The organism is Streptomyces avicenniae (assembly GCF_000719135.1).
GTDB lineage: Bacteria > Actinomycetota > Actinomycetes > Streptomycetales > Streptomycetaceae > Streptomyces > Streptomyces avicenniae.
On sequence record NZ_JOEK01000003.1, the window covers coordinates 374,064 to 398,522 of the forward strand.

Below are 24,459 nucleotides of genomic sequence, written 5' to 3' on the forward strand. Positions count from 1 at the left end.
TGCCTGTGGAGGGGTGACGTGTACCTCGCCTGGAAGAGGAGGGAACGCCATCGTTCCTAGGGGGTAGGTAAATGGCGCGGCCAGCTGATTGGTCTCCGGTGGGGATGGAGTCGGACCCGACGCCGGGTGATCCGGACGAGGTCCGGGAGTTGGCCGATGCTTTGCAGACGTTCGCGGACGATGTGAGCGAAGCCCTGGGGCGGGTGCGGGGGTTGGCGTCGGATCGTGCGGTGCAGGACTGGGCGGGTCTCTCGGCCGAGGCGTTCCGCAGCGAGTTCGACGGCGTGCCGGGGAATCTGACCAAGCTGCGTGACTCGTACGACCTGTGCGCGCAGGCGCTCCAGACCTACTGGCCCAAGCTCCAGACCGCGCAGGGCCAGGCGGATCGTGCCCTGGACCGTGCGATAGCGGCGCAGGCCGATCTGACGTCGGCGCAGGCGTCGTTGGGGGATGCGCAGAGCTGGGTGTCGCGTGCCGGTGACGAGTCGGACCGGTTGCAGCGTGAGGGTGAGCGTGACAATGCCCCACCGCCGGACGAGGCGGAGGTGCGGGCGGCGACCCGTGACCGTCAGGCGGCCGACTCCGCCCGTGACGCGGCGCAGTCCCGCGTGGACACGGCGCAGGACAGCCTCGATGCGGCGCGTGAACTGGCGCGTCAGGCGCGGGAGATGCGTGAGGAGGCCGCACGCGAGGCGGCCAGGGACATCGACGAAGCGTCCGACGCGGGCATCCAGAACCGTAAGTGGTGGCAGAAGGCCGTCCACTGGGTGACGGAGAACTGGGACACGATAGTTGACGTCTGCAAGGTGATCGTCGCCGTCCTCGGCATCGTGGTGATGATCATCGGTGGCCCCCTCGCGCTGATCGTCCTGGCGGCGGCCCTCGTCGTCCTCGCCGACACGCTCATCAAGTACTCGCGCGGCGAAGCATCCCTCTGGGACGTCGCGTTCTCCGCCCTCGACTGCATCCCGGGCATGAAGGGCCTCACCACCCTCGGCGGCCTCGCCCGCGGCATGCGAGGACTCGCCTCCGGCGGCCTGCGCGGCATGGCGCTCGGGACCCGCGGCCTCGGCCAGCAGGTACGCGGCATGGGCCGCGGCATACGGAGCCTCTTCTCCCGCGGCGACCCGATCGACATGGCGACCGGCGAGGTGGTGCTCTCCGCGGCCGACGTCGAACTCCCCGGCGTGCTGCCCCTGATACTCGAACGTCACCACCGCACCTCGGTCCGCTCCGGCACCTGGTTCGGCCGCTCCTGGGCCTCCACCCTCGACCAGCGGCTCGCCCTCGACGCCGACGCCGACGGCGTGCGGCTGTGCGCCGACGACGGCATGACGTTGTACTACCCCCGCCCGCTGCCCGACGAGCCGGTGTTCCCCGTCGAGGGCCCCCGCTGGGCGCTCGCGTGGTCGGGCAGGCCGGAGGACCCGCTCGTCGTCCACCAGCGGGACACCGGACGTTCCCTGCACTTCGCCGCGGTCCCCGGCCGCAGAGGCGGCGAACTGCCGCTCACCGCCATGACCGACCGCAACGGCAACCGCATCGACGTCGCCTACGCCGCCGACGGCACGCCCACGGACGTTGTCCACAGCGCCGGGTACCACGTCGGCATCACCACACACCGGCGCCGCATCACCCAACTCCGGCTGCTCAGCGACCCCGAGCGGCCCGTCCTCCTGCGCTACGGCTACGACGCGGCGGGCAACCTGGCGTCCGTCACCAACTCCTCCGGCCGCCCGCTCACCTTCTCCTACGACGCCAGACGCCGCCTGACCCGCTGGGAGGACCCCAACGGCACGTGGCACGCGTACACCTACGACGAACACGGCCGCTGCACCGCCACCGACGGCACCGGCGGCGCCCTCGCCAGCCGCATCGTCCACGACCCCGCCACCCACCGCACCCTCTTCACCGACTCCCTGGGCGAAACGACGGTCTACCAGTTCGACGACGCCTACCACCTCCTCACCGAGACCGACCCCCTCGGCCACCACACCCACCGCACCTGGGACCGCTACGACCGCCTCCTCACCGTCACGGACCCCCTCGGGCGCACCACCACCCACACGTACGACGAGCACGGCGCCCTGCTCACCGCCACCCGCCCGGACGGCGCACGCGTCACCGTCACCCGCGACGCGTCCGGCCTGCCGACCGAGGTGGTGCGCGAGGACGGCGCCCGCTGGCGCCAGGAACACGACGCGCGCGGCAACCTCGTGGCCGTCACCGACCCGTCCGGGGCCTGCACCACCTACACGTACGACGACCGGGGCGGCCACGCCTCCACCACCGACCCCCTCGGCCACACCACCCGCATCCGCAACGACGCGGCCGGGCTCACCGTCGCCGTCACCGATCCCACCGGCGCCACCGGCACGGTCACGCGCGACGCCTTCGGCCGCCCCGTCGCCGTCACCGACCCCACCGGGGCCACGGTCACGACGACGTGGAGCGTCGAGGGCCACCCCCTGACCGTCACCGACCCCACCGGCGCCGAACGCCGCTGGACCCGCGACGCCGGGGGCAACCCCGTGGCGTACACCGACGAGAGCGGCCGGACGACGCGCTGGACGTACGGCCCGTTCGACCTGCCCGTCTCCCAGGTGCTCCCGGACGGCACGCGCCACGACTTCGTCCGCGACACCGAGCTGCGCATCCGCCGGGTCACCGCCCCGGGCGGCCTCGCCTGGTCGCACACCTACGACGCGGCGGGACGCCTCGTCGCGCAGTCCGACTACGACGGCCGCGCCCTCACGTACACCTACGACCCCGCAGGGGCGCTGCTCAGCCGCACCAACGCCCTGGGCCAGACCGTCAGTTACACCTACGACGCGGTCGGCGCGATGACCGCCAGGGACGCGGACGGCAGGCGCACCGACTACGTGTACGACGCGGCGGGCCGTCCCGTCGCCGCGACCGGGCCCGACGCGCGGATCACGTTCGAGCGCGACGTGCTCGGGCGCGTCCTCGCCGAGACGGTCGGGGACCGGACGGTCCGGCACGCGTACGACCCGCTCGGCCGCCCCGTCGGCCGCACCACGCCGACCGGGCACCACAGCGTCACCCGCTACGACGCCGCCGGACGGCCCGCCGAACTCCGCACCGGCGCACGCGTCCTGCGCTTCGACCGCGACCACGCGGGCCGCGAGACCGCCCGCACCCTCGGCCACGACCTCGCCGTGCACCAGACGTGGGACGACCGCGGCCTCCTCACCGGCCAGACCCTCACCGCGGGCGGCCGGACGCTGCACAGCCGCAGCTGGACCCACCGGCCCGACCGCGCCCCCGCGTCGGTCGCCGAACTGCCCGGCGGCAGGACGGACTTCACGCTCGACGCGCTGAACCGCATCACCGAGGCCGCAGGGCCCGGCGGCACCGAGGCGTACGCCTACGACCCGCTCGGCAACCAGGCCGCCGCCCGGTGGCCCGACGAGGACACCGGCGCCGCCGGGCCACGCGCGTACGCCGGGACCCGCGTCCTCACCGCGGGCGCGGTCCACCACGAGTACGACGCGGCGGGCCGGACGGTCCTGCGGCGGCGCAAACGCCTCTCCCGCAAGCCCGAGACCTGGCGCTACGCGTGGGACGCGGAGGACCGTCTCACCGAGGTCACCACGCCGGACGGCACCCGCTGGCGCTACCTCTACGACCCCTTCGACCGGCGCACGGCCAAACAGCGGCTCGCCCCGGACGGCACGGTCGCCGAGCAGGTCACCTACGCCTGGTCGGGCTCCACCCTGATCGAGCAGACCACCACCGGCGCGGGAGACTCCGCGGGCACCACACTGACCTGGGACCACCACGAGCTGCGGCCGGTCGCCCAGACCGAACGCCGCGCCGCCCCGCCCACCGCCTCGCCCACCGCCCCGCCGACCACCCCGCCCACCGACCTCGCCACCGCGTCCGACAGCGAGATCGACGCCCGCTTCCACGCCATCGTCACCGGCCTCACCGGCGCGCCCACCGAACTCGTGGACGACACCGGCCGGATCGCCTGGCAGGCACGCGCCACGGTCTGGGGCGTCACCACGGCGGCCCCCGGCGCCACCACGGACACCCCCCTGCGCTTCCCCGGGCAGTACGCGGACGACGAGACGGGCTGGCACTACAACCTGCACCGCCACTACGACCCCGCCACCGCCCGCTACACCACCCCCGACCCGCTCGGCCTCGGCCCCGTGCGCAACCCGGTCGCGTACGTGGACAACCCCCAGACCCACGCCGACCCCCTGGGCCTGGCGCCCTGCACCCCGATCGAGATCAACTGGGGGCGGCCTGACGGCCAGATCGTCCTGAGCGGCCACGGCGGCATCTACACGGGCGACATGTCCCTCGTCACCGTGCCCGAGGGGACGTGGCTGCACTTCTACTCACGGCACGGGGAGTCGCTCGAGAACTTCCTCGGCAACCGCATCGAGATGGCCAATCCGACGCCGGTCCGGGTCTGGGGTCCTGGCACCCGCGTCCCCGACTACCTCCTCTTCCCACCGAACGGCCTCAGCCTGGTGGGCGCCCCGCGTACGGTGACGGAACCGACGCGCCTGTCCGCGCTCATCGGGCCGAACATGGGAACCGTGCACTGGGCCGCGTGCCGCTCGCTCCTCTGACCACCGCCCCCGACCCCGAAGGGGAAGCACCGCCACATGACCTACTTCGCCGACCTCACCCCGTACACCTACCTGCCAGGGACGGTGCCGCCCGGCTTCACCGCGCTGAACGTCGGCTGGCTCGCCGCCCCGCACGACCACCTCACGGGCGCGCCCCCCGCCGGGTTCACCGAACGGCTCGGCCTCCTGTGCCGGGACGAGCAGCGGGCGCAGACGCGGGGCATGCACGCCTGCGACCGGCCGCACGCCGACGGCTCACCCGGCTTCCCGGTGAACGCCGTCCTCGGGGGCACGTCCGTGCTCCTCGGCACGGCCGAGGTCCGCGTGACGACCGCGGAAGGCGTCTGGCTGTGCGCGCCGACGATGGTCCACCACTACGTGACCCACCACGCCTACCTGCCGCCGCCCGCGTTCACCGAGGCCGTCCTCGCCGGTCGCGTCACGCCGTCAGACCGGCCGCGTCCGCCAGGTCGCGCCTGATCGCGGCCAGCGCGGACGCCGCCGTCGCGCGCGCCTGCGGCAGCGCCTCGTGCGTCGCCACCGGCACGACGGCCTCCAGGTAGCACTTGAGCTTCGGCTCGGTGCCGCTCGGCCGGACGATCACCCGCGCCGCCTCGACCGCGCCGCCGCCCGTCAGCCGGTAGCGCAGGCCGTCCGTGGGCGGCAGCCCGCCGTCGCCCGCGGCCAGGTCCTCGGCCGACGCGACCGCCAGGCCGCCCAGCGCGCGCGGCGGGGCGGAGCGCAGCCGCGCCATCGCGTCCGCGATGACCGCCAGGTCGGCGACGCGCACGGACAACTGGTCGGTGGCGTGCAGCCCGTGCGTCACGGCGACGTCGTCCAGCAGGTCGCCCAGCGTGCGCCCGCCGCGCTCCTTCTCCTCGGCCGCCAGCTCCGCCAGCAGCAGCGCCGCCGTGATGCCGTCCTTGTCGCGCACGCCCTCCGGATCGACGCAGTAGCCGAGCGCCTCCTCGTACCCGAAGGCCAGATCCGGCACGCGGCCGAGCCACTTGAAGCCCGTCAGCGTCTCCTCGTACGGCAGCCCGGCCGCCGCCGCGATCCGCCCGACGAGGGAGGAGGAGACGATCGACGCGGCGAACGTCCCGCGCCGCCCGCGGCGCACCAGGTGCGTGGCCAGCAGCGCCCCCACCTCGTCGCCGCGCAGCATGCGCCAGCCGCCCTCGGCCGCCGGGTCGGGGACGCCGGCGGCGCACCGGTCGGCGTCCGGGTCGTTGGCGAGCACCAGGTCGGGGGAGGAGGCGCGGGCCGCCGCCAGGGCGAGGTCCATCGCGCCCGGCTCCTCAGGATTGGGGAACGCGACGGTGGGGAAGTCCGGGTCGGCGTCGGCCTGTTCCGGCACGTCCACCGGCGGGGGGAAGCCCGCGCGGGCGAACGCCGCCGTCAGTACCGGCCGTCCCACGCCGTGCATCGGCGTGTAGACCACCGAGACGGAACGGGGCGAGCCGCCCGTCAGCGCCGCACCGCTCCGCGCCAGGTAGGCGTCCACCACGTCCTCGCCGAGCGTCTCCCAGCCGGCGCCGGGGCGCGGCACGTCCGCCAGTGCCCCGACCGCCGCGATCCGGGCGGCGATGTCCGCGTCGGCGGGCGGCACGATCTGGCTGCCGTCGCCCAGGTACACCTTGTAGCCGTTGTCACGCGGCGGGTTGTGGCTCGCGGTGACCATCACGCCCGCGACGGCCCCGAGATGACGGATGGCGAAGGCGAGCACGGGCGTCGGCAGCGCGCGCGCCAGGAGCGCGGCCCGCAGCCCGGCGCCCGTCACGACGGCGGCGGTGTCGCGGGCGAACGCGGCGCTGTTGTGCCGCGCGTCGTAGCCGATGACGACCAGGCCGCCGTCCGCGCCCGTCCCGCGCAGGTACGCGGACAGGCCCGCCGCCGCGCGGATCACCACGGCGCGGTTCATCCGCATGGGGCCCGCGCCCATCTCGCCGCGCAGCCCGGCCGTGCCGAACTGGAGCGTGCCCGCGAACCGTTCGGCCAGCGCCGCCAGGTCCCCGCCCGCGAGCAGCGCGGACAGCTCGGCGCGCGTGTCCGGGTCGGGGTCCTCGGCGAGCCAGGCGCGGGCCCGCGCGGCAAGGGTCTCGTGGTCGGTGTCGTGATCGGTCATGCGTTCATGGTCAGATACGGCCCAGGACCTTGGCGAGCAGGGCCCCCATACGGGCGGCGGAGTCGCGTCCGGCGCGCAGGACCTCCTCGTGGTTCAGCGGCTCGCCCGTGATGCCCGCGGCGAGGTTCGTGACCAGCGAGATGCCCAGCACCTCGGCGCCCGCCTCGCGCGCGGCGATGGCCTCCAGCACCGTGGACATGCCGACCAGGTCGCCGCCGATGGCGCGGACCATGCGGATCTCGGCGGGCGTCTCGTAGTGCGGCCCGGGGAACTGGACGTAGACGCCCTCCTCCAGGCTCGGGTCGATCTCGCGGCACAGGGCGCGCAGCCGGGGCGAGTAGAGGTCGGTCAGATCGACGAACCTGGCGCCGACGACGGGTGAGGTTCCCGTGAGGTTGATGTGGTCGGAGATCAGCACGGGCTGGCCGACGCGCATCCCCTCGCGCAGGCCGCCGCAGCCGTTGGTGAGGACGACGGTCTTGCAGCCCGCGGCGATGGCGGTGCGGACGCCGTGGGCGACGGCGGCGACGCCGTGGCCCTCGTACGCGTGTGTGCGACCGAGAAAGACGAGCGCGCGCCTGTCCCCCACCCGGTACGAGCGGAGCTTGCCCGCGTGCCCTTCGACGGTGGGCGGCGGGAAGCCGGGCAACGCGGTGATGTCGCACTCGTACGCGGGTTCACCCAGTGCTGCGGCGGCCGGGACCCACCCGGAGCCCATGACGAGCGCGACGTCGTGGCTGGCCACACCGGTCAGCTCACGCAGCCGGGCGGCGGCGGCGTCGGCCGTCCGCTCAATCTCAGAAGCGTTCACGCGCTGAGCCTAACCGTTCATCTCCTACGCGCGTAGAGAAAAGGTTGGGCACGGTTCGGTCTCGGCCACGGTGGGTGCGTGCGCCCGGGACCGGCCGTGAAGGCGGTGTGCGGTCAGCAGGGGCGCTTGCGCAGTTCCATCACGTAGTCGTGCGGCGCGCCCGCCGACTCGGCGGCGTCCGCCAGCTCGCCGAGGTAACGGGCGGACGGCAGGCCGCCCTCGTACGCGTTGAGGACGTACGCCCACGCCGTCTCGTCGCCGTCCAACGTGTGCACTCGCACACGCGTGCGGCGGTAGATGCCGAGCCCCACCCCCTCCCAGCGGTCCATCGCCTCCTCGTCGGCGGGCGCGAGGTCGTAGAGCGCGACGAAGACGTCGGAGGCGGGCGACTCCACGAGCGTGGCGAGCGCGCCCTCCCACCCCATCTCCTCCCCGCCGAAGGTGAGCCGCCATCCGGTCAGCCAGCCGGTGCTGCGCAGCGGCGAGTACGGTGCGCGGCGGGACATCAGCCGGGGATCGAGGTTTCCGGCGTATGCGGCGTAGAGCGACATGACCCTGAGCGTACGGGAGAGGCGCGGGTGACCCCGCGAGGTTCGCCCCGGGGCCGTGCCGGGCTCCGCGGGGGCGTGCGCGACACTGGGGGGGTGACTCGGATCGTGATCATCGGTGGCGGACCTGGCGGCTACGAGGCGGCGCTGGTGGCCGCGCAGCTCGGCGCGGAGGTGACGGTCGTGGACCGGGACGGCCTCGGCGGGGCCTCCGTGCTCACCGACTGCGTCCCCTCCAAGACCCTCATCGCCACCGCCGAGGTGATGACCGGCTTCGACTCCTCGCACGAGGAGCTGGGCATCGAGATCGACCACGACGGCGACGGCGTGGGCGACGAGGTGCGCGGCATAGGAGTCGATCTCGGCAAGGTGAACCGGCGCGTCAAGCGCCTCGCGCTCGCCCAGTCGCACGACATCACCGCCTCGGTGACCCGCGCGGGCGTCCAGCTGCTGCGCGGCTCGGGCCGCCTGGAGCCGAACCAGGCGCCGGACGGCTCCCGCCGCGTCACCCTCACCGAGCCGGACGGCACGGAGCGCGAGCTGGTCGCGGACGGTGTGCTGATCGCCACCGGCGGGCAGCCCCGCGAGCTGCCGGACGCGCGCCCCGACGGCGAGCGCATCCTCACGTGGACGCAGGTCTACGACCTGAAGGAGCTGCCCGAGGAGCTGATCGTGGTCGGCTCGGGCGTGACCGGCGCCGAGTTCGCCGGGGCGTACCAGGCGCTCGGCTCGCGTGTGACGCTCGTCTCCTCGCGCGACCGCGTCCTGCCGGGCGAGGACCCGGACGCGGCGGCCGTGCTGGAGGACGTCTTCCGCCGCCGCGGCATGAACGTCCTCTCCCGCTCCCGCGCCTCCGCCGCCCGCCGCGTGGGCGACCGCGTCGAGGTGACGCTCCAGGACGGCCGCGTCATCTCCGGCACGCACTGCCTGATGGCCGTCGGCGCCGTCCCGAACACGTCCGGCATGGGCCTGGCCGAGGCCGGGGTGCGGCTCAAGGACTCGGGCCACATCAAGACGGACAAGGTCTCGCGCACCTCGGCGCCCGGCGTCTACGCGGCGGGCGACTGCACGGGCGTCCTCGCGCTGGCGTCGGTGGCCGCGATGCAGGGCCGTATCGCGATGTACCACTTCCTCGGCGACGCGGTCGCGCCGCTCGACCTGCGCACCGTCTCGGGCAACATCTTCACCGACCCGGAGATCGCCACCGTCGGCTGGACGCAGGCCGACATGGACGAGGGGCGCATCGACGCACGGGTGGTGAAGCTGCCGCTGCTGCGGAACCCGCGGGCCAAGATGCAGGGCGTGCGGGACGGCTTCGTGAAGCTCTTCTGCCGTCCCGGCACGGGGATCGTGGTCGGGGGCGTGGTCGTGGCGCCGCGCGCCAGTGAGCTGATCCATCCGATTTCGATCGCGGTGGACAACTCCCTGACGGTGGAACAGATCGCAAAAGCGTTCACTGTGTACCCGTCTCTGTCCGGCTCGATCGCCGAGGCGGCCCGTCAACTGCATACACGGAAGTACGCCGAGGAACAGTAGGCACTGGTCAGCGCGTGGATCGCGGGCAAGCGCCCGCGGCATATAGCACGCCTGGGGCGCACGTATAGACAACTTCGGTAATTCCCCGCAACCTGCTGAAACAAGATGGACGTTGGGGTTACTGTCAGTTCCGTGTTCGCTGCTGAACGTCGTCAGATGATTCTCGAAATGGTGCGGGCCAACGGGGCAGTGTCGCTCCGGGAGCTCGCCCGCGTTGTCCAGACCTCGGAAGTGACGGTGCGGCGCGATGTCCGTGCCCTGGAGGCAGAAGGACTGCTGGACCGCAGGCACGGTGGTGCGGTCCTGCCGGGTGGCTTCACCCGGGAATCGGGGTTTCCCCAGCGGGCGATGGCCGCCACCGCTGAGAAGACCGCCATCGCCGAGTACGCGGCGGGTCTGGTGCGCGAAGGCGAGGCGATCGTCGTCGGCGCAGGCACCACGACCCAGGAACTGGCCCGCAGACTGGCCCGGGTCCCGGGGCTCACCGTCGTGACCAACTCCCTGCTGGTCGCCCAGGCGTTGGCCCATGCCAACCGCGTCGAGGTCGTCATGACCGGCGGCACCCTGCGGGGGTCGAACTACGCCCTCGTCGGCAGCGGCGCCGAGCAGTCGCTGCTCGGGCTCCGTGTCAGCCGGGCCTTCCTGTCCGGCTCGGGGCTGACCGCCGACCGGGGGCTGTCCACGTCCAACATGCTGGCCGCCAGCGTGGACCGCGCCCTGGTGCGGGCCGCCGCCGAGGTCGTCGTGCTGGCCGACCACACCAAGCTGGGCGCCGACACGGCGTTCCAGACCGTCCCGACCGAGCACATCACGCATCTGGTGACGGACCAGCCGCCGCCCGAGGCCGCCAAGGCGGGCGTGGAGATCGACGCGCTGGCCGACCAGGGCGTACGCGTCTCGCTCGCCGGGGCGGGCGGGCAGCCGGGCGTCAAACCCCCGCTGGACGGGCCACGCCGCGACCTGCGGGACGCCCGCGACCCGCGCGACCCCCGGGACGCTCAACTCCCCGGACCGCGCGCCACGGGCCACGGGCCACTCGGCCAGCGCCTCGGCGACCTGGCACCGCCCCGGCGGCGGTAGCTCCGCCCCGACCGGTTCGCCGCGCGGGAACTCCCGCGCGGTGACCCGGCGTCAGGCACTTCAGGACACCCGTCCGACGTGCCGAGACGACGAGCCGGAGACCACGACGTGACCACCGCCGAGAATCCCACCCAGCCCGCGCCCGCGATCCAGGTGAACGACTACGACAACTTCGCCGAGGCGTACGCGGCGCTCAACGAGACCAGTCTCCTGAACGCCTACTACGAGCGCCCCGCGATGCTGTCGCTCGCCGGGGATGTCGCGGGCCGCCGGATTCTCGACGCGGGCTGCGGCGCAGGACCGCTGTCGGCCGCCCTGCGCGAGCGCGGCGCCGTTGTCACCGGCATCGACTCCAGCGCCGGGATGGTGGAGCTGGCGCGGCGGCGGCTGGGTGCCGACGCCGACGTGCGCGTGGCCGACCTGACCGATCCGCTGCCGTTCGCCGACGGCGCGTTCGACGACGTGACGGCGTCGCTCGTGCTCCACTACCTGGAGGACTGGGGGCCGACGCTGGCCGAGATACGCCGTGCGCTGCGGCCCGGCGGTCGGCTGATCGCCTCGGTGCAGCATCCGTTCGTGGACTACGCGACGCAGGACCCCCGGCCCGACTACTTCGCCACCACCAGCTTCACCGACGAGTGGCACGAACTCGTCGGGCGGTCGGCCCCGATGGTGTTCTGGCGCCGACCGCTGCACACGATGACCGATGCCTTCACGGCGGCCGGATTCCGCCTGACCGTCCTCAGCGAACCCCGGCCCGACCCGGCCGCCCGCGAGCTGTACCCGGACGACTTCCGGAGCCTCTCGACCAAGATGTGCTTCCTGCTCTTCGCCCTGGAGGTCCCCGCGGACGCCTGAGCGGCCTGAGCGGCCGGATCAGGCGTCGGCGTGGGGGTCGGGGTCGGGGTCGGTGAGGATGCGGAAGGCGAGGTCGATCTCGTCCGGCAGCGGGGGCTTCGCCCGCCACGGGGGCGACGACTAGGGGCCGACCCGCTCCGGCCGGGGGACGAGGGATTCCTCGGCGCTCTCGACCAGGCCGTGCCAGCGGCGTCCGAGGAGGGTGCGCGGGCCGCAGAACCAGCGGCGCGTGCGGGGGCGGGGTGCCGCCGGGGCGGTTCCGGGGACGACGTACAGCCCGTCGTCGTGCGGGCCAGGCCCGGTCATCTCGCCGTAGTCCGCGACGGAGCCTTCCAGTTGTTCGAGGCATCTGCCGCACGCGTACAGCGGCGCCTCTCCCGGCGGCGAGGCGACGGACACCACCCCGACGTTCCTGACCAGCGTGACCCGGTGCCCGCACCACAACCAGCAGGCCCCGACCACCCATTCGTCGGCGTTCACCTCTCACCCGCCTCGCGGAGCACCCGCAGGACGTGCAGGAACACCAGGAACAATCCGAGCAGCACGCCCCCACCCACGGCGGCCACCACCCCGAGCACACTCCCCGCACACCGCCACATCAGGCCGCCGCCCCCTCGGCCGTGGCGTCCAGGTCGAGGACGAACCACACGGCCTTGCCGTCCACTTCCGGCTCGCAGCCGAAGTCCCGGCACATCGCACGCAGCATCCACAGGCCCCTTCCCGACTCGGCGTCCCAGGCCGGTTCCACGACGACCGGCACGCGTACCGACCTGTCCTCGACCCGCACCGTCACCCGTCGGCCGTCAAGCACGGCGGACAACCGGCAGCACGGGTCGTCCACGTGCCGCACCACGTTCGCGAGCAGTTCCGAAAGGCCCATCCGGGCGATCTCGACGGTGGAGTCCGACGCGCCCCACGCCCGGAGCACGAGCGCGAGGGTCCGCCGCCAGGTCTCGATCCCCGGAGCGCGTGCCAGTAACTCCCAGGCGAATGCCTCGGCGTCGGTTGCCTGTTGTGCAGTGACGGTCATGGGACACCTCCAGCCGCGAGGCGCGGACGTGGGCAGCACGGTTCCGTTCACGCAGCGGGGTCACCTCGTGCCGCAGCGTGCGAGTCCCGGCATGAGTCACGTGACTCCGATTGCGCAACCTCCCGTGCCCACCTGGTACTTCGTATGGGTGACGGTGTATGAAAAAGGCCCTCGAACACGCTGGGGCGGTACGCTGATCCCAGTCCGCAAACCCCCGTTGAGAGGAGGACCGTGTCCATCACCGTCAACACGAATGCGATCTTCGCCATGCGTGACGTGGGTGAGGAACTGCAACGTCTCCGTAGCCGCGCGGGGCTGCGACAGGACGACGCGGCGGCGAAGCTCAAGGTGTCACGGTTCACCGTCAGCAAGATCGAACGCGGCCGGGCCTTTCCCAGTGATCGGCAGCTCAAAGTTCTGCTCGGGCTGTACGGCGCGGACACCGACGAGACCGCCGTGCTTCAGGCGAAGATCGCCCAGGGCAGGTCGTACGGGCGTGCGTGGTGGGAGGACCAGCGCTTCCGCGACCTCTTCCACGGCGACTCGTACCGCTACCTCTACATCGAGGACGCGGCGGAACGCCTGTCAACGCACGCGGGCACCTACCTTCCTGGCCTGCTTCAGACGCAGCAGTACGTCGAGGCCATCACCGCGTTCGGTCAGAAGCACGAGAGCACCGAGCGCCGCATGGTTTTCGCCGAGTCACGGACGAGGCGACAGGCCATTCTGTCCAGGAACAACCCTGTCGTCCTGGAAGCCATCTGTCTGGAGTCCGCCGTTCGCGCTGTCGTGGGTGGCCCGACCGTGATGCGACAGCAACTCCAGCACATCACCGCCATGGCTGCCCGCCCCAACGTGACATTCCGCGTCATCCCCTATGCCGCCGGGGCTCCGAGCATCATCAGTGCCTCGTTCACCATCATCGACTTCCCCGGCAGCGGAAACCGCAGTGTGGTGTCCCAGGAGAAGATGGCCGGAGAGATGTTGCACGACGCCCCGGCGGAAGTTCGGCAGGCGAGGCGAAGGTTCAACGACCTCACGGAGCACGCTTTGAGCCCGGAGAGAACCATCAAGCTTGTGCAGGCGATCGAGAAAGAGATCTGATGATGAGCCCCGAGAAGGAAGAACTGTACGGCGCCTCTCTCGGCGGAGAGTGGTTCAAGTCGTCGTTCAGCGCTGGAAACGGTGACAACTGTGTGGAGCTGATGGTCCTTGACGGCGGTGTTGCCGTGCGGGATTCCAAGTTCCCGGGGCGTACGCCGCAGCGCTACACCCGCGCCGAGTTCGCCGCCTTCGTGGCGTGCGTCAAGGCCGGGGACTTCGGTAGCTCCACCGACAACTGACCCTCTCCGCCAAGCCTCGCTGCCTTCCGGGCAGCGAGGCGCCCGCATGCCCGACGTAGGACGCGGAAAACCTCGGTGTAGCGACGGGCGCTCATGAACTTCGGGAAGCCGTCGAGCCTGTGTGGGCGATCGAGGAGGAGATCCGATGATGAGCCCCGAGAAGGAAGAACCGCACGGCGCTTCGCTTGTCGGAAAGTGGTTCAAGTCGTCGTTCAGCAACGGGAGCGGCGACAACTGTGTGGAGCTGATGCTCCTCGACGGTGGCGTTGCCGTGCGGGATTCCAAGTTCCCGGGGCGTACGCCGCAGCGCTACACCCGCGCCGAGTTCGCCGCGTTCGTGGCGTGCGTCAAGGCGGGGGACTTCGGCACCTCCGCCGACTGGCAGCGCACCTACCTGCGATAGTCCGAGCCGCGGACGGATGTGTCGCGGTGTCCGTAGAGGGCGAAGCGCGGGCGCAGGCCATTCAGAAGCGTCAGGCAGCGCTCAGCGCCGAGATCGTTGGCAAGCATCGCGGACTGTTGCGCAGCCGCGGCAGCCTGCTCAGGTTCCTGGTTCTGGAGAAGTGCTCCTGCCTGATAGGCAAGGAAAACAGCCTTCGTCTTGGCTCGGGCGGCCGGGAGTTGCTCCAGACCGGTGCTGATGTGCCGAAGTGCTTCGGCGGTGTGGCCGAGATCGGCGAGAGCACGGCCGGTGTCCACCGTGAGGTCGGCTTCCTGCATCCAGGCGCACCATGCGGGGGGATTGTCGGCGGTGCGCAGGTGGGTCTCGGCGGCAGAGAGGTCGGCAGTGCAGGCGCGTGCATCGTCCAGGAGGGCGTGCGCGCGGGCGCGGCGGAGGTGGAGGAGGGAGCGTGAGGTCGGGTGGGTGGTGCGGGTGAGAGCGTGATCGAGGATCTGCGTGGCTGTGCCGGGGTGGCCTAGCCAGGTTGCCTGGTAGGCGAGGTCGCTCAGAGCACCTGCACCGAGATCGTGCTCTCCGGCTTCGTGGGCGGCATGAAGTGCGGCGTGCCACAGCCGGGACGCGCGGCCGTGGCCAGCTTGGTCGAAGTGGTACCAGCCCGAGGCGATGGCCGTGCGGGCCAGCTGAATGCGCAGGGCGCGGCCGGTGGTGGCGTCGTGGCTGGCGTGGACGAGCAGGTCGGTCAGAGTGGCGAGGTGGGCGTCCAGAAGCCGGACGGCGTGCTGACGCTGGGAAGTGATGAGCGTGGTCAGCCGGTCGGTCGTCGCCTCCAACCAGGTGAGTAACTCGTCATCGATCCGCCTGCCTTCGCTTGCCGCCGCGAGCGTGCTGGGTTCGACGCCGCGCCATTCGGCGGCCAGCGCGACCAGCGCGGCGGGTGTGTAGGCGGCGAAGGTACGGCGGTCCACGGCCATGGCCTCCTGTGTGGCGGCCAGCGCACGACGATGGCCCATCGGCATCGGAGTATCGGTGGCAGGCAGCCACCATGGCCATGATGGCGGGTGCACCAGGGCTGGGGATACGCCGAAAATGCGAGCGAATACATGCTGGGTGCCGGGGCCCGGGCGGCGTCGGCCGTGCTCGAAGTCGGCGATTCGCTGGCGGGTCATCCCTGAGCGCAACCCCTGCGCGGCCAGTCGGTGGTGAACCAGCCGAGCGAGGTCATCCAGGCTGAGGCCATGGAGCTGGCGCATGTAGGTCAGCGGGTGCCCGATGGAGCGCGGTGTGGTGTCCACGGAAACGATTTCATCAGGAAGGGCGGGCACGCACGGGCTCTTCGGCGAGGTCTGGAGTACAGAAGGAGTACAGGTCACGCCTTGTTCGGCGGTCGATCGTCGCGCTTCAGTTGTCTCGGCAGGACCGGTACCGGAAACCCCGCCGAGACAGGTGAGGAGGGTTTTCCATGGCCGAACAGATCCGTCAGCTACCGATTCCCGGTGTGTGCATACTCGATCCCAAGCCCCGTCGCGACATCCGCGGACACCTGGACGAGTGGTACCGCGGGGACTTGGGCAAGGGCGGTCTCCGCCTGCCCTTCGTTGCCCAGGCCAATTGCACGGTGTCCAACTATGGCGTCCTGCGAGGCTTGGCCGTCACAGTCTCCCCGCTCGGCCATGCCAAGGTGGTCACCTGTGTGCAGGGCGCCGTCCTGGACGTCACAGTCGATCTGCGGCCGGGGTCGCCGACGTTCGGCCAGTGGCACAGCGAGTTGCTGACCGAGGACAACCGCCTCGCCCTACGAGTGACCCATGGCATCGGCCACGCCTATCTGAGCCTCGCGCCACGGTCCGTGGTGATCTACCTGCTGTCACATTCCCGCAGAGTCGTCCGCGAGCAGCGCGTGCAGGCACTCGACTCCGCACTGGCGTTGCCCTGGCCCGACGGAATGTCCCTCGTCCAATCCGACCGGGACAGGACCGCACCTGCTGCTCGCGTGGCCCTGGCCACCGGCCTGCTCGCCGCTCCCGTGCACGGCCACACCCCCTGACCCGATTCCCTCCACTTCTGCCCGGCTCGCTCGCATGCCGCCGGGACGGCACCGTATGCGCGAACTTCCCTGCCCCTGGATCGGAGACCGGTCATGCAGCACGTTCTCGTTACCGGAGGAGCCGGATTCATCGGTTCCCACTTCGTCAAGCGCCTTCTACGCAGTGACACAGAAGCCCGGGTGACCGTCCTGGACGCTCTCACCTATGCCGGGGCGACGGCCAACCTGGGCGACGCGTTCCTGGCAACGAGGCTGGCGTTCGTCCAAGGTGACATCCGAGATGTGCCGCTGGTGGATCGCTTGGCCGCCGACGCCGAGGCGATCGTGCACTTCGCCGCCGAAACGCATGTGGACCGGTCCATCGCCCAGGCGAGCACATTCATGGACACCAATGTGATGGGCACCCAGGTCTTGCTGGAGGCGGCCCGCCGCCACCAGGTGAGCCGGTTCGTCCACGTCTCCACCGACGAGGTGTACGGTCCGTTGCCCACGGGGACGGCCGACGAACACGCCCCTCTGCGCCCCACCGTCCCGTACGCCGCGTCCAAGGCCGCGAGCGACCTCATGGCTCTGTCCTACTGGCGTACTTACGGCCTGGGAGTGTGCGTCACCCGTTCCAGCAACAACTACGGCCCCAACCAGCATCCCGAGAAGCTGATTCCCGGTTTCATCACGACCCTGCTGCGGGGAGGCAGGGTCACCGTGCACGGCGAGGGCCAGCACATCCGGAACTGGTTGCATGTCGAGGACAACTGTGCCGGGATCGAATCGGTCCTGCGTCATGGCACTCCGGGAGGTATCTACAACATCGGCGGCGGAACCGACCTGACGACGCGCGAGATCACGGCCCGGCTGCTCGAAGTTTGCGGGCTCGGCTGGGACCGGGTCACCTATGTGCCCGACCGGCCGTCCAACGACATTCGTTACTCCATGGACTGGTCCGCGACCGCCGCTCTCGGTTACTGCCCGGCCTGGGGGCTGGAGGACGGCCTTGCACGGACCGTGGCCTGGTACCGCCAGAACCCGGACCGGTGGGCGCCGCTCCTACGAGCCACCACTCCTTCGCTTCCCCACTCGGCTCTCTCCGAGGCCGCGTGATGGGTGTCTGCCGCATTCTGGTGACGGGAGTGGGGGGCGCCCCCGGATTTGACCTCACCCGCTCTTTGCTTCAACTCGGCAGCGAGGTCGTCACCACGGACGCCGATCCGCTGGCATGCGGGCTGCTCCTGCCTGGCACCACGCCGCGCCTTCTGCCGTCCGCCGCCGACCCCGCTTACACCGACGTTCTGCTCGGCTTGTGCAAGGAACTGCGGCCCCAGGCCATCATTTCGACCGTCGAGCCTGAGCTGCCGCATCTTGCTCGCGTGGCTGGGGAACTGGAGAGCCTGGGCGTTCGCACGTGGTTGCCGTCCTCCGAGGCGATCGACACCTGCGCGGACAAGGCGGTGTTCCATGAGGCGCTGACCGAGCAAGGTATCCCCACGCCCCGAACTTGGTTGCACCCTGACGAAGCGCCGGACGGGCCGCTCCTCGTCGTCAAGCCCCGCCGCGGCTGGGGTTCCAAGCACGTCCACCAGGCAGTCGGGCGCGCGCAGGCCCGTGCCCTTGCCGCACCGACTCCCGACTTCATCGTTCAAGAGCACGTGGACGGGGTCGAGTTCACCGCCGACTGCCTGATCGACCGAGACGGGACGGCCTCGGTCATCCTGCGCTATCGCCAGCTCGTCAAGAACGGTCTGTCGATGGTTGCCGAGACCTTCACGGATCCCGCCGTCACGGCGCTTGTGCGGGAGACCCTGGCCGCCACGGGCATCACCGGGGCTGCTTGCGCACAAGGCTTCATCGCCCACGATCAGAGTCTGGTGATGACCGAGGTCAACGCCCGTGTCGCAGGCGGGTTCCCGCTCGCCGAAGCGGCAGGTGCCCACCTCGTCGAGCAGCTTCTCGCCGCCACTCTGGGCGGGCCGGTTGACCACACTCGGCTCACGTACCGTCCTGGCGTACGGCTGACCAAGTACGTCGAGACCCTGGTTGTCGCACACCCCGGGGGAACGGCATGGACCTGATCTCCTTCCGCCGCCTGCCCAATGCCCGCCCCTACCTCCATGGCGACGAAGAGGCTGCCGCAGCGGAGGTCCTCCGCAGTGGCCAGTACGGGCACGGGCCTGTCACCGAGGAGTTCGAGTGTCGGCTTGCGGAACTACTCGGTGTCCCGGACATCGTCGCGGTCGCCTCCGGTACCGCCGCGCTCCACATCGCCCTTTTGACCGCCGGTGTCGGTCCTGGGGATGAGGTGGTCGTTCCCTCTCTCACCTTTGCCGCGACCGTTCAGGCCATTCTTGCCACAGGCGCCCGCCCGGTCTGGTGCGAGATCGACCCTCGCACCCTGTGTGTGACTCCGCCCATTCTTCTCCAGGCGCTCACCCCGCGCACCCGCGCGGTACTCCCCGTGCTTTACGGCGGCCGTGCAATCGACCTGACTCCGATCCGCGACATCCTCGACCAGCGTGGCATTGCGGTTGTCGAGGACGCGGCCCATGCTTTCGGATCCCGCACCCGCCGCGACGGGCGGCATGTCGGTGGCACCGGCGCTCTCACATGCTTCAGTTTCGACCCGATCAAGAACCTCACATGTGGCGACGGCGGCGCCGTCGTCCCCCGCACCCCGGGCGAGGGGGTGACCGCCCGGCGCCTGCGCGGATTGGGCATCGAGCAGGACGCGCGAAAACGCGCTTCAGCAACCACCTACGACGTCACCGGGTTCGGTCTGCGCGCACATCTCCCCGCCCTCAACGCAGCCATCGGCCTGGTCCAACTCCGGCACTTCGCCGCTGTCGCACGGTGACGCCGCACCCTGTGGAGTGCCTACCGCGAGCTGCTCACGACCACGAATGCTGTGACGACGGTGGACCCGGACATCGACCACACGGTCCCGTTCCACTGCGTGGTCCGTATCCCCGCCCGACTCCGGAACCAGGCACACGCCTTCCTGCGGAACCACGGGATCGAGTCCGGGGTTCCCTACCCGCCCAACCACCGACAACCGGCCTTCGCCGACTCCCCTCGCCCGCTGCCCGTCACCGAGGCCGTCAGTCGCGAAATACTCAGTCTGCCTTTCCACCCTGCGATGACCACGGGCGATGCAGCGTACGTCGTCCACCACCTTGTACAAAGTCTGGCCAGGGAGCCGAGAGGGACCCCATGATCAACCGTGCTCGCCGCATTCTTGTCGTCTGTCTGGGCAACATCTGCCGCTCGCCCACGGCTGCTGCCATCCTCGCCCGACACGGTGCGCCGGGCATCGAGGTCCGTTCGGCAGGAATCCGGGACAAGCACACCGGCATGCCCGCTCACCCGGCGATGATCCGCGCCGCTGCTCTCCACGGCTACGACCTCACCATGCATCGCGCCGCGCAAGTCACTTCGGATGACCTGGAATGGGCCGACACCGTCCTTGCCATGGACCGCCGCAATCTCGCCGACCTGGCACGCCACCCTGCGGCCCACACCAAGGCACTCCTGTACCTCGGGGATCGGGACGTGCCCGATCCCTGGGGCCGGGACGATGCCGCGTTCGCCGACTGCGTCGAACGCATCAGGGGAGGCGCCCACCGGCACCTCCCCTGACTGCGCTGCGCCCTCAGGACGCGGCGGACAGCACCACGTCCACCAGACGGTCCGCCGCGTCCGGCCGTCCCAGCGAGCGTGCCCGTCCCGCCATCTCCGCGCGCCGACCGGCGTCCGTCAGCAGCGAACCCAGCGCCTCTCGCATCGCACCCGGCGTCACCTCGCCCGTCAAAGCGACCGCAGCGCCCTGCTCCTGCAACCAGCGTGCATTGTGGGCCTGTTCGTCCCCGGCTGAGGTCGCGAGCGGTACGAACACGGCCGGTCGTCCGAGGGCCGTCAGTTCGGCGATCGTCCCCGCCCCGCTGCGGGCGATCACCACGTCGGCGAGCGCCAGCACGTCCGGCAGTTCAGGACCCACGTAGCCCGTCAGGTGGTAGCGACCGGCCAGTTCGAGGGGCAGGGAGGCGGTCCCCGCACGCAGTGCTCCGACATTGTCAGGCCCGCACTGGTGGATCACGTTGGCAGAGGTCAGCAACCATGGGAGCACCTCGGCGACCAGGGCGTTGATCTGCTGCGATCCCTGCGCGCCGCCGGTGACGTACACCGTGGGCAGCCCGCCGTTGAACCCCCGCATCCCCAACGCCTCGACGGCCTTCTCCGGGCGTCCGGACAGCACCTCGGGACGCACCGGATTGCCCGTGACCACAGCCCTGGCCCGGGCGGTCTCCGGAAGCAGCGGCACCGTGGACGGTGACGACACCGCGATACGGGCCGCCCGCGCGGCCAGCGTGCGGTTGGCGAGCCCCAGGCGCACGGTCTGCTCGTGCACGACCAACGGCCTGCCGCACAACCGCGTCGCGGCAACGCCCACCGGTACGGCGACGTACCCGCCCGTGGCCAGCACCACGTCCGGTCGGAAGCGGTTGATCAGCGCCCGGGCCTGCGCGATTCCCAGCGGCACCCGGCTCATGTCCCGCACATTGGCGGGGGAGACCATCTTCAGCGGATTCCTCGCCCGGCGGATCTTCCCGGTGGCCACCGTCGCGAAGTCGATCCCCTCCGACGCGGCGACCCGGGCCTCCAAGCCGCCTTCGGTCCCCACCCACAGCACGTCGAGCCCCCGGCCGTCCGCCGCGAGACGCTCCCGCAGGCAGCGCACCGCGGTCAACGCCGGATACGTGTGACCCCCCGTTCCGCCACCCGTCACCATCAATCGGAACGCCGCCACCGAGCCCGCCGTCACCGCACACTCCTCCCCGGCCGCCGGCGCGGCCGGACCTCACAGACCGTCGGCCCCCGAGCCTCCCACACCGGACCGCCCCCATGGCGCGGGTGCCTTCCCCCGCAGGGGAGGCGTCGCGCGATGGGGGCGGTGTGCGGCCAGGTGTGTCCGTACCCGGGCCGGGTCAGTCCTTGATCTCGCAGATCACCGCGCCCGCGGAGAGCGCGCCGCCCACCTCGGCGGCGAGGCTCGTCACGGTGCCCGCGCGGTGTGCCGTGATGGGCTGCTCCATCTTCATCGCCTCAAGCACGATGACCAGTTCGCCCTCGGCGACCTCTTGGCCCTCCTCCACGGCGACCTTCACGATGGTGCCCTGCATGGGCGACGCCAGCGCCGCGCCCGTCGCGGCGGCCCCGGCGCGTCCCGCCGATCTGCGGCGCGCGGGCCGCGCGCCGCCGGCGACCGCCGCGCGCGCCAGCGGCATCGCCAGCGTCGCGGGCAGCGAGACCTCAAGGCGCTTGCCCGCGACCTCGACCACGACCGTCTCGCGCAGCCCGCTCTCCTCGCCCTCGCCCGGGACGGCGGCGAAGGGGGGCAGCTCGTTCACGAACTCGGTCTCGATCCACCGGGTGTGGACGGCGAACGGCTCGCCCTCGCGCCCGTTGACCTCCGGCGCGAACGCCGGGTCGCGCACCACGGTGCGGTGGAAGGGGATGACCGTCGCCATCCCTTCGAGCCCGAACTCGGCCAGCGCGCGCGACGCGCGCTCCAGCGCCTGCTTGCGGTCCGCGCCGGTCACGATCAGCTTGGCCAGCATCGAGTCCCACGCCGGGCCGATGACCGACCCCGACTCGACGCCGGTGTCCACGCGCACGCCAGGGCCGAGCGGCGGCGCGAACGTCGTCACCGTGCCGGGCGCCGGGAGGAAGCCGCGCCCCGGGTCCTCGCCGTTGATGCGGAACTCGAACGAGTGGCCGCGCAGCGGCGGGTCGTCGTACCCCAGGGCCTCGCCCTGCGCGATGCGCAGCTGCTCGCGCACGAGGTCGATGCCGCTGATCTCCTCCGAGACCGGGTGCTCCACCTGGAGGCGGGTGTTGACCTCAAGGAAGGAGATGGTGCCGTCCTGGCCGACGAGGAATTCGCAGGTGCCCGCGCCGACGTACTTGGCCTCCTTGAGGATGGCCTTGGACGCGCGGTACAGCTCGGCGTTCTGCTCCGGCGTCAGGTAGGGCGCCGGGGCCTCCTCCACGAGCTTCTGGTGGCGGCGCTGGAGCGAGCAGTCACGCGTGGAGACGACCACGACGTTGCCGTGGGTGTCGGCGAGGCACTGCGTCTCGACGTGCCGCGGCCGGTCGAGGTAGCGCTCCACGAAGCACTCGCCGCGCCCGAAGGCGGAGACCGCCTCGCGCACCGCCGACTCGTACAGCTCCGGCACCTCGGCCAGCGTGCGGGCGACCTTGAGGCCACGCCCGCCGCCGCCGAACGCCGCCTTGATCGCGACCGGCAGCCCGTGCTCGGACGCGAACGCGACCACCTCGTCGGCGCCCGACACCGGGTCCTTGGTGCCCGCGACGAGCGGGGCCCCGGCGCGCTGCGCGATGTGCCGGGCGGCGACCTTGTCGCCCAGGGACCTGATGGCGTCGGGCGACGGCCCGATCCAGATCAGCCCCGCGTCCAGCACGGCCTGGGCGAACTCGGCGTTCTCGGACAGGAATCCGTAGCCGGGGTGAATGGCGTCGGCGCCGGAGTCCGCGGCTGCCTTCAGGACCTTGCCGACGTCCAGATAGCTGGCGGCCGGGGTGTCGCCACCCAGCGCGAACGCCTCGTCGGTGGCCCGGACGTGGACGGCGTCGCGGTCCGGCTCGGCGTAGACGGCCACGCTGGCGATACCGGCATCCCGGCACGCACGGGCGACCCGGACGGCGATTTCGCCGCGGTTGGCGATGAGCACCTTGCGCACGATGGCTCCCTCCTCGGAACAAGGTGAGTTTAGGCAGTGGCGACACCTCGCAACGAGTCGCCCGCAGGAGTGACCTTGCCCACACGGACGGTGAGAGCGGGCGCTCCGCCGGGCCGTCTGCCCCGTCGTCCCAAGGTACGCGCCCTGCGGGGGATTACCGACCGAATCCGGGACCGGGCTGAAAGTCCGGTACTCCAGCACAGGAGTCGCGCGGACGTTTTGTCGGGACCCGACAGCGGCCGAACGGAAACTTTGCGCTTCGGGGGATCGGGCCCGCGTCCGGGAAAGGGCGGTTCACGCCGCATGCGCGGGGGATTGCCCGGCACGTCACCGGGCGGCCATCCGCCGGGCGTGGACGCCGGTGCGCGGGCCCGCCGTCAGGCGCCGGGCGCCGCCGCCGTCCCCACTGTCCCCGCCGTCCCCGTCATCCACAGGTCCGTGATCCCGACCCCCGCGCCCTCGCGCAGCAGGCGGCGCAGCAGCGGCAGGGAGAGGCCGATGACCGTGCCGGGGTCGCCGTCGATGCCGTCGATGAACGGGGCGGAACGCCCCTGGAGGGTGAACGCGCCCGCGACGTGCAGCGGTTCACCCGTGGCGACGTACGCCGCGATCTCGTCGTCCGTCGGCTCGCCGAACCGCAGGGTGGTCGAGGCGGTCGCGGCGGCCCGCCGCCCGCTCCTCGTGTCGATGACGCAGTGGCCGGTGCGCAGCACGCCGCTCCTGCCGCGCATCGTCTTCCAGCGCGCCGTGGCCTCCTCGGCGTCGGCGGGCTTGCCGTACGCCTCGCCGTCGAGGTCGAGCACCGAGTCGCAGCCCACGACGACCGCGTCCGCCGCCTCCGGGCGCGCCGCGACGGCCGCGGCCTTCGCCTCCGCGAGCAGCAGCGCGAGCGCGTCGGGGCTGTCGGCGGTGAGCGCGTCCTCGTCCACGCCGCTGACGATCACCTCGGGCACGAGCCCGGCCTGCCGCAGCAGCCACAGGCGCGCGGGGGACTGGGAGGCCAGCACGAGTCGTCTCATGTGCCCCAGCGTCTCACGCGGTTCTGGCCGGTCGGCGGCCGGTCACGGGCCGTCCGTCACGCGGGCCACAGGCTCGTGCGCCAGGCGTGCGGCCCCGGCGTGGGCAGGCCCCTGGTCAGCGCGCGCGCCGGGTCGGACCAGGCGCGCAGCGGGCGCGGCCCTCGTCCGTCCGCCGCCCCCGCCGCCCCGGCGGCCAGCCGCGCCCGCACGACGGTCAGGGCGGCGGCCAGCTCCTCGGGGGTGGGATTGCCGCGCACCACTGTGATCATCAGCCACTCCCGTGTCGGTCGCGTCGGTGCCCCGCTC

Annotated in this window: 22 protein-coding genes and 1 pseudogene; 13 read left to right on the forward strand and 10 right to left on the reverse strand. The window is 71.7% G+C overall.

What is annotated here, in order from left to right; genetic code table 11:
- Positions 1–104 precede the first annotated feature (104 nt).
- Both IF27_RS08585 and IF27_RS08590 read left to right on the forward strand, forming a co-directional pair.
- On the forward strand, positions 105–4,607 hold the full coding sequence (locus tag IF27_RS08585) for a putative adhesin (RefSeq protein WP_190232865.1): 4,503 nt from the start codon (positions 105–107) through the stop codon (positions 4,605–4,607).
- Positions 4,608–4,643: 36 nt separating this feature from the next.
- Entirely contained in the window at positions 4,644–5,087 is a 444-nt protein-coding gene (locus IF27_RS08590) for a DUF7919 family protein (protein WP_052848796.1), read from the forward strand.
- Here the strand turns inward: IF27_RS08590 and IF27_RS08595 are convergent.
- From IF27_RS08595 to IF27_RS08605, 3 genes are all read right to left on the reverse strand, one after another.
- Complete coding sequence (locus IF27_RS08595; RefSeq protein WP_052848797.1) at positions 5,047–6,732, reverse strand: phospho-sugar mutase; 1,686 nt, start codon at positions 6,730–6,732, stop codon at positions 5,047–5,049. The two genes, IF27_RS08590 and IF27_RS08595, sit on opposite strands and share 41 nt — an antisense overlap.
- Positions 6,733–6,742: 10 nt before the next feature.
- Positions 6,743–7,543 (reverse strand): purine-nucleoside phosphorylase, encoded by an 801-nt coding sequence (locus tag IF27_RS08600; protein WP_052848798.1) that lies wholly within the window; start codon positions 7,541–7,543, stop codon positions 6,743–6,745.
- Positions 7,544–7,656: 113 nt separating this feature from the next.
- Positions 7,657–8,094, reverse strand: a complete 438-nt coding sequence (locus tag IF27_RS08605; protein WP_052848799.1) for a gamma-glutamylcyclotransferase family protein — start codon at positions 8,092–8,094, stop codon at positions 7,657–7,659.
- Positions 8,095–8,187: 93 nt separating this feature from the next.
- Between IF27_RS08605 and IF27_RS08610 the strand changes: the two genes are divergently transcribed.
- The 3 genes from IF27_RS08610 (at position 8,188) to IF27_RS08620 (ending at position 11,565) form a co-directional block, all read left to right on the forward strand.
- Positions 8,188–9,627 carry an NAD(P)H-quinone dehydrogenase gene (locus IF27_RS08610; protein ID WP_052848800.1) on the forward strand — a complete coding sequence of 480 codons (1,440 nt, stop codon included), beginning with the start codon at positions 8,188–8,190 and terminating at the stop codon, positions 9,625–9,627.
- A gap of 168 nt (positions 9,628–9,795) precedes the next feature.
- Positions 9,796–10,707 (forward strand): DeoR/GlpR family DNA-binding transcription regulator, encoded by a 912-nt coding sequence (locus tag IF27_RS08615; RefSeq protein WP_476713124.1) that lies wholly within the window; start codon positions 9,796–9,798, stop codon positions 10,705–10,707.
- A 108-nt stretch (positions 10,708–10,815) separates the two neighbouring features.
- The gene (locus tag IF27_RS08620) at positions 10,816–11,565 is read left to right on the forward strand and encodes a class I SAM-dependent methyltransferase (RefSeq protein WP_052848801.1); all 750 of its coding nucleotides are present in this window, start codon (positions 10,816–10,818) and stop codon (positions 11,563–11,565) included.
- 120 nt (positions 11,566–11,685) lie between these two features.
- Here IF27_RS08620 and IF27_RS08625 read toward each other — a convergent pair whose 3' ends face one another.
- Together IF27_RS08625 and IF27_RS08630 are read right to left on the reverse strand one after the other, a co-directional pair.
- A complete protein-coding gene (locus tag IF27_RS08625) occupies positions 11,686–12,045 on the reverse strand; it encodes a hypothetical protein (protein ID WP_052848802.1) in 360 nt (119 codons plus the stop codon).
- 118 nt (positions 12,046–12,163) lie between these two features.
- A complete protein-coding gene (locus tag IF27_RS08630; RefSeq protein ID WP_052848803.1) occupies positions 12,164–12,595 on the reverse strand; it encodes an ATP-binding protein in 432 nt (143 codons plus the stop codon).
- A 231-nt stretch (positions 12,596–12,826) separates the two neighbouring features.
- On the opposite strand from IF27_RS08630, the gene IF27_RS08635 reads away from it, so the two are divergent.
- The 3 genes from IF27_RS08635 (at position 12,827) to IF27_RS08645 (ending at position 14,341) form a co-directional block, all read left to right on the forward strand.
- A complete protein-coding gene (locus IF27_RS08635) occupies positions 12,827–13,699 on the forward strand; it encodes a helix-turn-helix domain-containing protein (RefSeq protein WP_052848804.1) in 873 nt (290 codons plus the stop codon).
- Positions 13,700–13,701: 2 nt separating this feature from the next.
- Positions 13,702–13,938: a DUF397 domain-containing protein gene (locus IF27_RS08640; RefSeq protein WP_052848861.1), complete on the forward strand. Its 237-nt coding sequence runs from the start codon at positions 13,702–13,704 to the stop codon at positions 13,936–13,938.
- Between the two features lie 148 nt (positions 13,939–14,086).
- Positions 14,087–14,341: a DUF397 domain-containing protein gene (locus tag IF27_RS08645; protein ID WP_052848862.1), complete on the forward strand. Its 255-nt coding sequence runs from the start codon at positions 14,087–14,089 to the stop codon at positions 14,339–14,341.
- On the opposite strand, the gene IF27_RS08650 is transcribed toward IF27_RS08645, so the two are convergent.
- A complete protein-coding gene (locus IF27_RS08650; RefSeq protein ID WP_052848805.1) occupies positions 14,329–15,633 on the reverse strand; it encodes a helix-turn-helix domain-containing protein in 1,305 nt (434 codons plus the stop codon). The two genes, IF27_RS08645 and IF27_RS08650, sit on opposite strands and share 13 nt — an antisense overlap.
- A gap of 167 nt (positions 15,634–15,800) precedes the next feature.
- Between IF27_RS08650 and IF27_RS08655 the strand changes: the two genes are divergently transcribed.
- From IF27_RS08655 to IF27_RS08675, 5 genes and pseudogenes are all read left to right on the forward strand, one after another.
- Positions 15,801–16,385 carry a dTDP-4-dehydrorhamnose 3,5-epimerase family protein gene (locus IF27_RS08655; protein WP_052848806.1) on the forward strand — a complete coding sequence of 195 codons (585 nt, stop codon included), beginning with the start codon at positions 15,801–15,803 and terminating at the stop codon, positions 16,383–16,385.
- A gap of 93 nt (positions 16,386–16,478) precedes the next feature.
- A complete protein-coding gene (gene rfbB / locus IF27_RS08660; protein WP_052848807.1) occupies positions 16,479–17,483 on the forward strand; it encodes a dTDP-glucose 4,6-dehydratase in 1,005 nt (334 codons plus the stop codon).
- The gene (locus IF27_RS08665) at positions 17,483–18,451 is read left to right on the forward strand and encodes an ATP-grasp domain-containing protein (RefSeq protein ID WP_052848863.1); all 969 of its coding nucleotides are present in this window, start codon (positions 17,483–17,485) and stop codon (positions 18,449–18,451) included. Before rfbB ends, IF27_RS08665 begins: the two co-directional genes overlap by 1 nt.
- Positions 18,442–19,590 (forward strand): annotated as a pseudogene (locus tag IF27_RS08670) (DegT/DnrJ/EryC1/StrS family aminotransferase). Before IF27_RS08665 ends, IF27_RS08670 begins: the two are co-directional and overlap by 10 nt.
- Positions 19,587–20,012: a low molecular weight protein-tyrosine-phosphatase gene (locus IF27_RS08675; RefSeq protein ID WP_052848808.1), complete on the forward strand. Its 426-nt coding sequence runs from the start codon at positions 19,587–19,589 to the stop codon at positions 20,010–20,012. Before IF27_RS08670 ends, IF27_RS08675 begins: the two are co-directional and overlap by 4 nt.
- 13 nt (positions 20,013–20,025) lie before the next feature.
- Here the strand turns inward: IF27_RS08675 and IF27_RS08680 are convergent, their stop codons facing one another.
- The 4 genes from IF27_RS08680 to IF27_RS08695 all read right to left on the reverse strand — a co-directional run bounded on the left by IF27_RS08680 (position 20,026) and on the right by IF27_RS08695 (position 24,422).
- Entirely contained in the window at positions 20,026–21,162 is a 1,137-nt protein-coding gene (locus IF27_RS08680; protein WP_052848864.1) for a UDP-N-acetylglucosamine--N-acetylmuramyl-(pentapeptide) pyrophosphoryl-undecaprenol N-acetylglucosamine transferase, read from the reverse strand.
- 196 nt (positions 21,163–21,358) lie between these two features.
- On the reverse strand, positions 21,359–23,134 hold the full coding sequence (locus IF27_RS08685) for an acetyl/propionyl/methylcrotonyl-CoA carboxylase subunit alpha (RefSeq protein ID WP_052848809.1): 1,776 nt from the start codon (positions 23,132–23,134) through the stop codon (positions 21,359–21,361).
- A 377-nt stretch (positions 23,135–23,511) separates the two neighbouring features.
- Complete coding sequence (locus IF27_RS08690) at positions 23,512–24,153, reverse strand: nucleoside triphosphate pyrophosphatase (RefSeq protein WP_052848810.1); 642 nt, start codon at positions 24,151–24,153, stop codon at positions 23,512–23,514.
- A 56-nt stretch (positions 24,154–24,209) separates the two neighbouring features.
- Positions 24,210–24,422: an acyl-CoA carboxylase subunit epsilon gene (locus IF27_RS08695; protein ID WP_052848811.1), complete on the reverse strand. Its 213-nt coding sequence runs from the start codon at positions 24,420–24,422 to the stop codon at positions 24,210–24,212.
- Between the last annotated feature and the right edge of the window lie 37 nt (positions 24,423–24,459).

Excerpts from the sequence above, each read along its gene's own strand:
- IF27_RS08585 (WP_190232865.1), top strand. The coding sequence starts at position 105 with ATGGAGTCGGACCCGACGCCGGGTGATCCGGACGAGGTCCGGGAGTTG.
- IF27_RS08590 (WP_052848796.1), top strand. The coding sequence starts at position 4,644 with ATGACCTACTTCGCCGACCTCACCCCGTACACCTACCTGCCAGGGACG.
- IF27_RS08595 (WP_052848797.1), bottom strand. The coding sequence starts at position 6,732 with ATGACCGATCACGACACCGACCACGAGACCCTTGCCGCGCGGGCCCGC.
- IF27_RS08605 (WP_052848799.1), bottom strand. The coding sequence starts at position 8,094 with ATGTCGCTCTACGCCGCATACGCCGGAAACCTCGATCCCCGGCTGATG.
- IF27_RS08615 (WP_476713124.1), top strand. The coding sequence starts at position 9,796 with ATGGTGCGGGCCAACGGGGCAGTGTCGCTCCGGGAGCTCGCCCGCGTT.
- IF27_RS08630 (WP_052848803.1), bottom strand. The coding sequence starts at position 12,595 with ATGACCGTCACTGCACAACAGGCAACCGACGCCGAGGCATTCGCCTGG.
- IF27_RS08640 (WP_052848861.1), top strand. The coding sequence starts at position 13,702 with ATGAGCCCCGAGAAGGAAGAACTGTACGGCGCCTCTCTCGGCGGAGAG.
- IF27_RS08645 (WP_052848862.1), top strand. The coding sequence starts at position 14,087 with ATGAGCCCCGAGAAGGAAGAACCGCACGGCGCTTCGCTTGTCGGAAAG.
- IF27_RS08655 (WP_052848806.1), top strand. The coding sequence starts at position 15,801 with ATGGCCGAACAGATCCGTCAGCTACCGATTCCCGGTGTGTGCATACTC.
- rfbB (WP_052848807.1), top strand. The coding sequence starts at position 16,479 with ATGCAGCACGTTCTCGTTACCGGAGGAGCCGGATTCATCGGTTCCCAC.
- IF27_RS08665 (WP_052848863.1), top strand. The coding sequence starts at position 17,483 with ATGGGTGTCTGCCGCATTCTGGTGACGGGAGTGGGGGGCGCCCCCGGA.
- IF27_RS08675 (WP_052848808.1), top strand. The coding sequence starts at position 19,587 with ATGATCAACCGTGCTCGCCGCATTCTTGTCGTCTGTCTGGGCAACATC.
- IF27_RS08680 (WP_052848864.1), bottom strand. The coding sequence starts at position 21,162 with ATGGTGACGGGTGGCGGAACGGGGGGTCACACGTATCCGGCGTTGACC.
- IF27_RS08690 (WP_052848810.1), bottom strand. The coding sequence starts at position 24,153 with ATGAGACGACTCGTGCTGGCCTCCCAGTCCCCCGCGCGCCTGTGGCTG.
- IF27_RS08695 (WP_052848811.1), bottom strand. The coding sequence starts at position 24,422 with ATGATCACAGTGGTGCGCGGCAATCCCACCCCCGAGGAGCTGGCCGCC.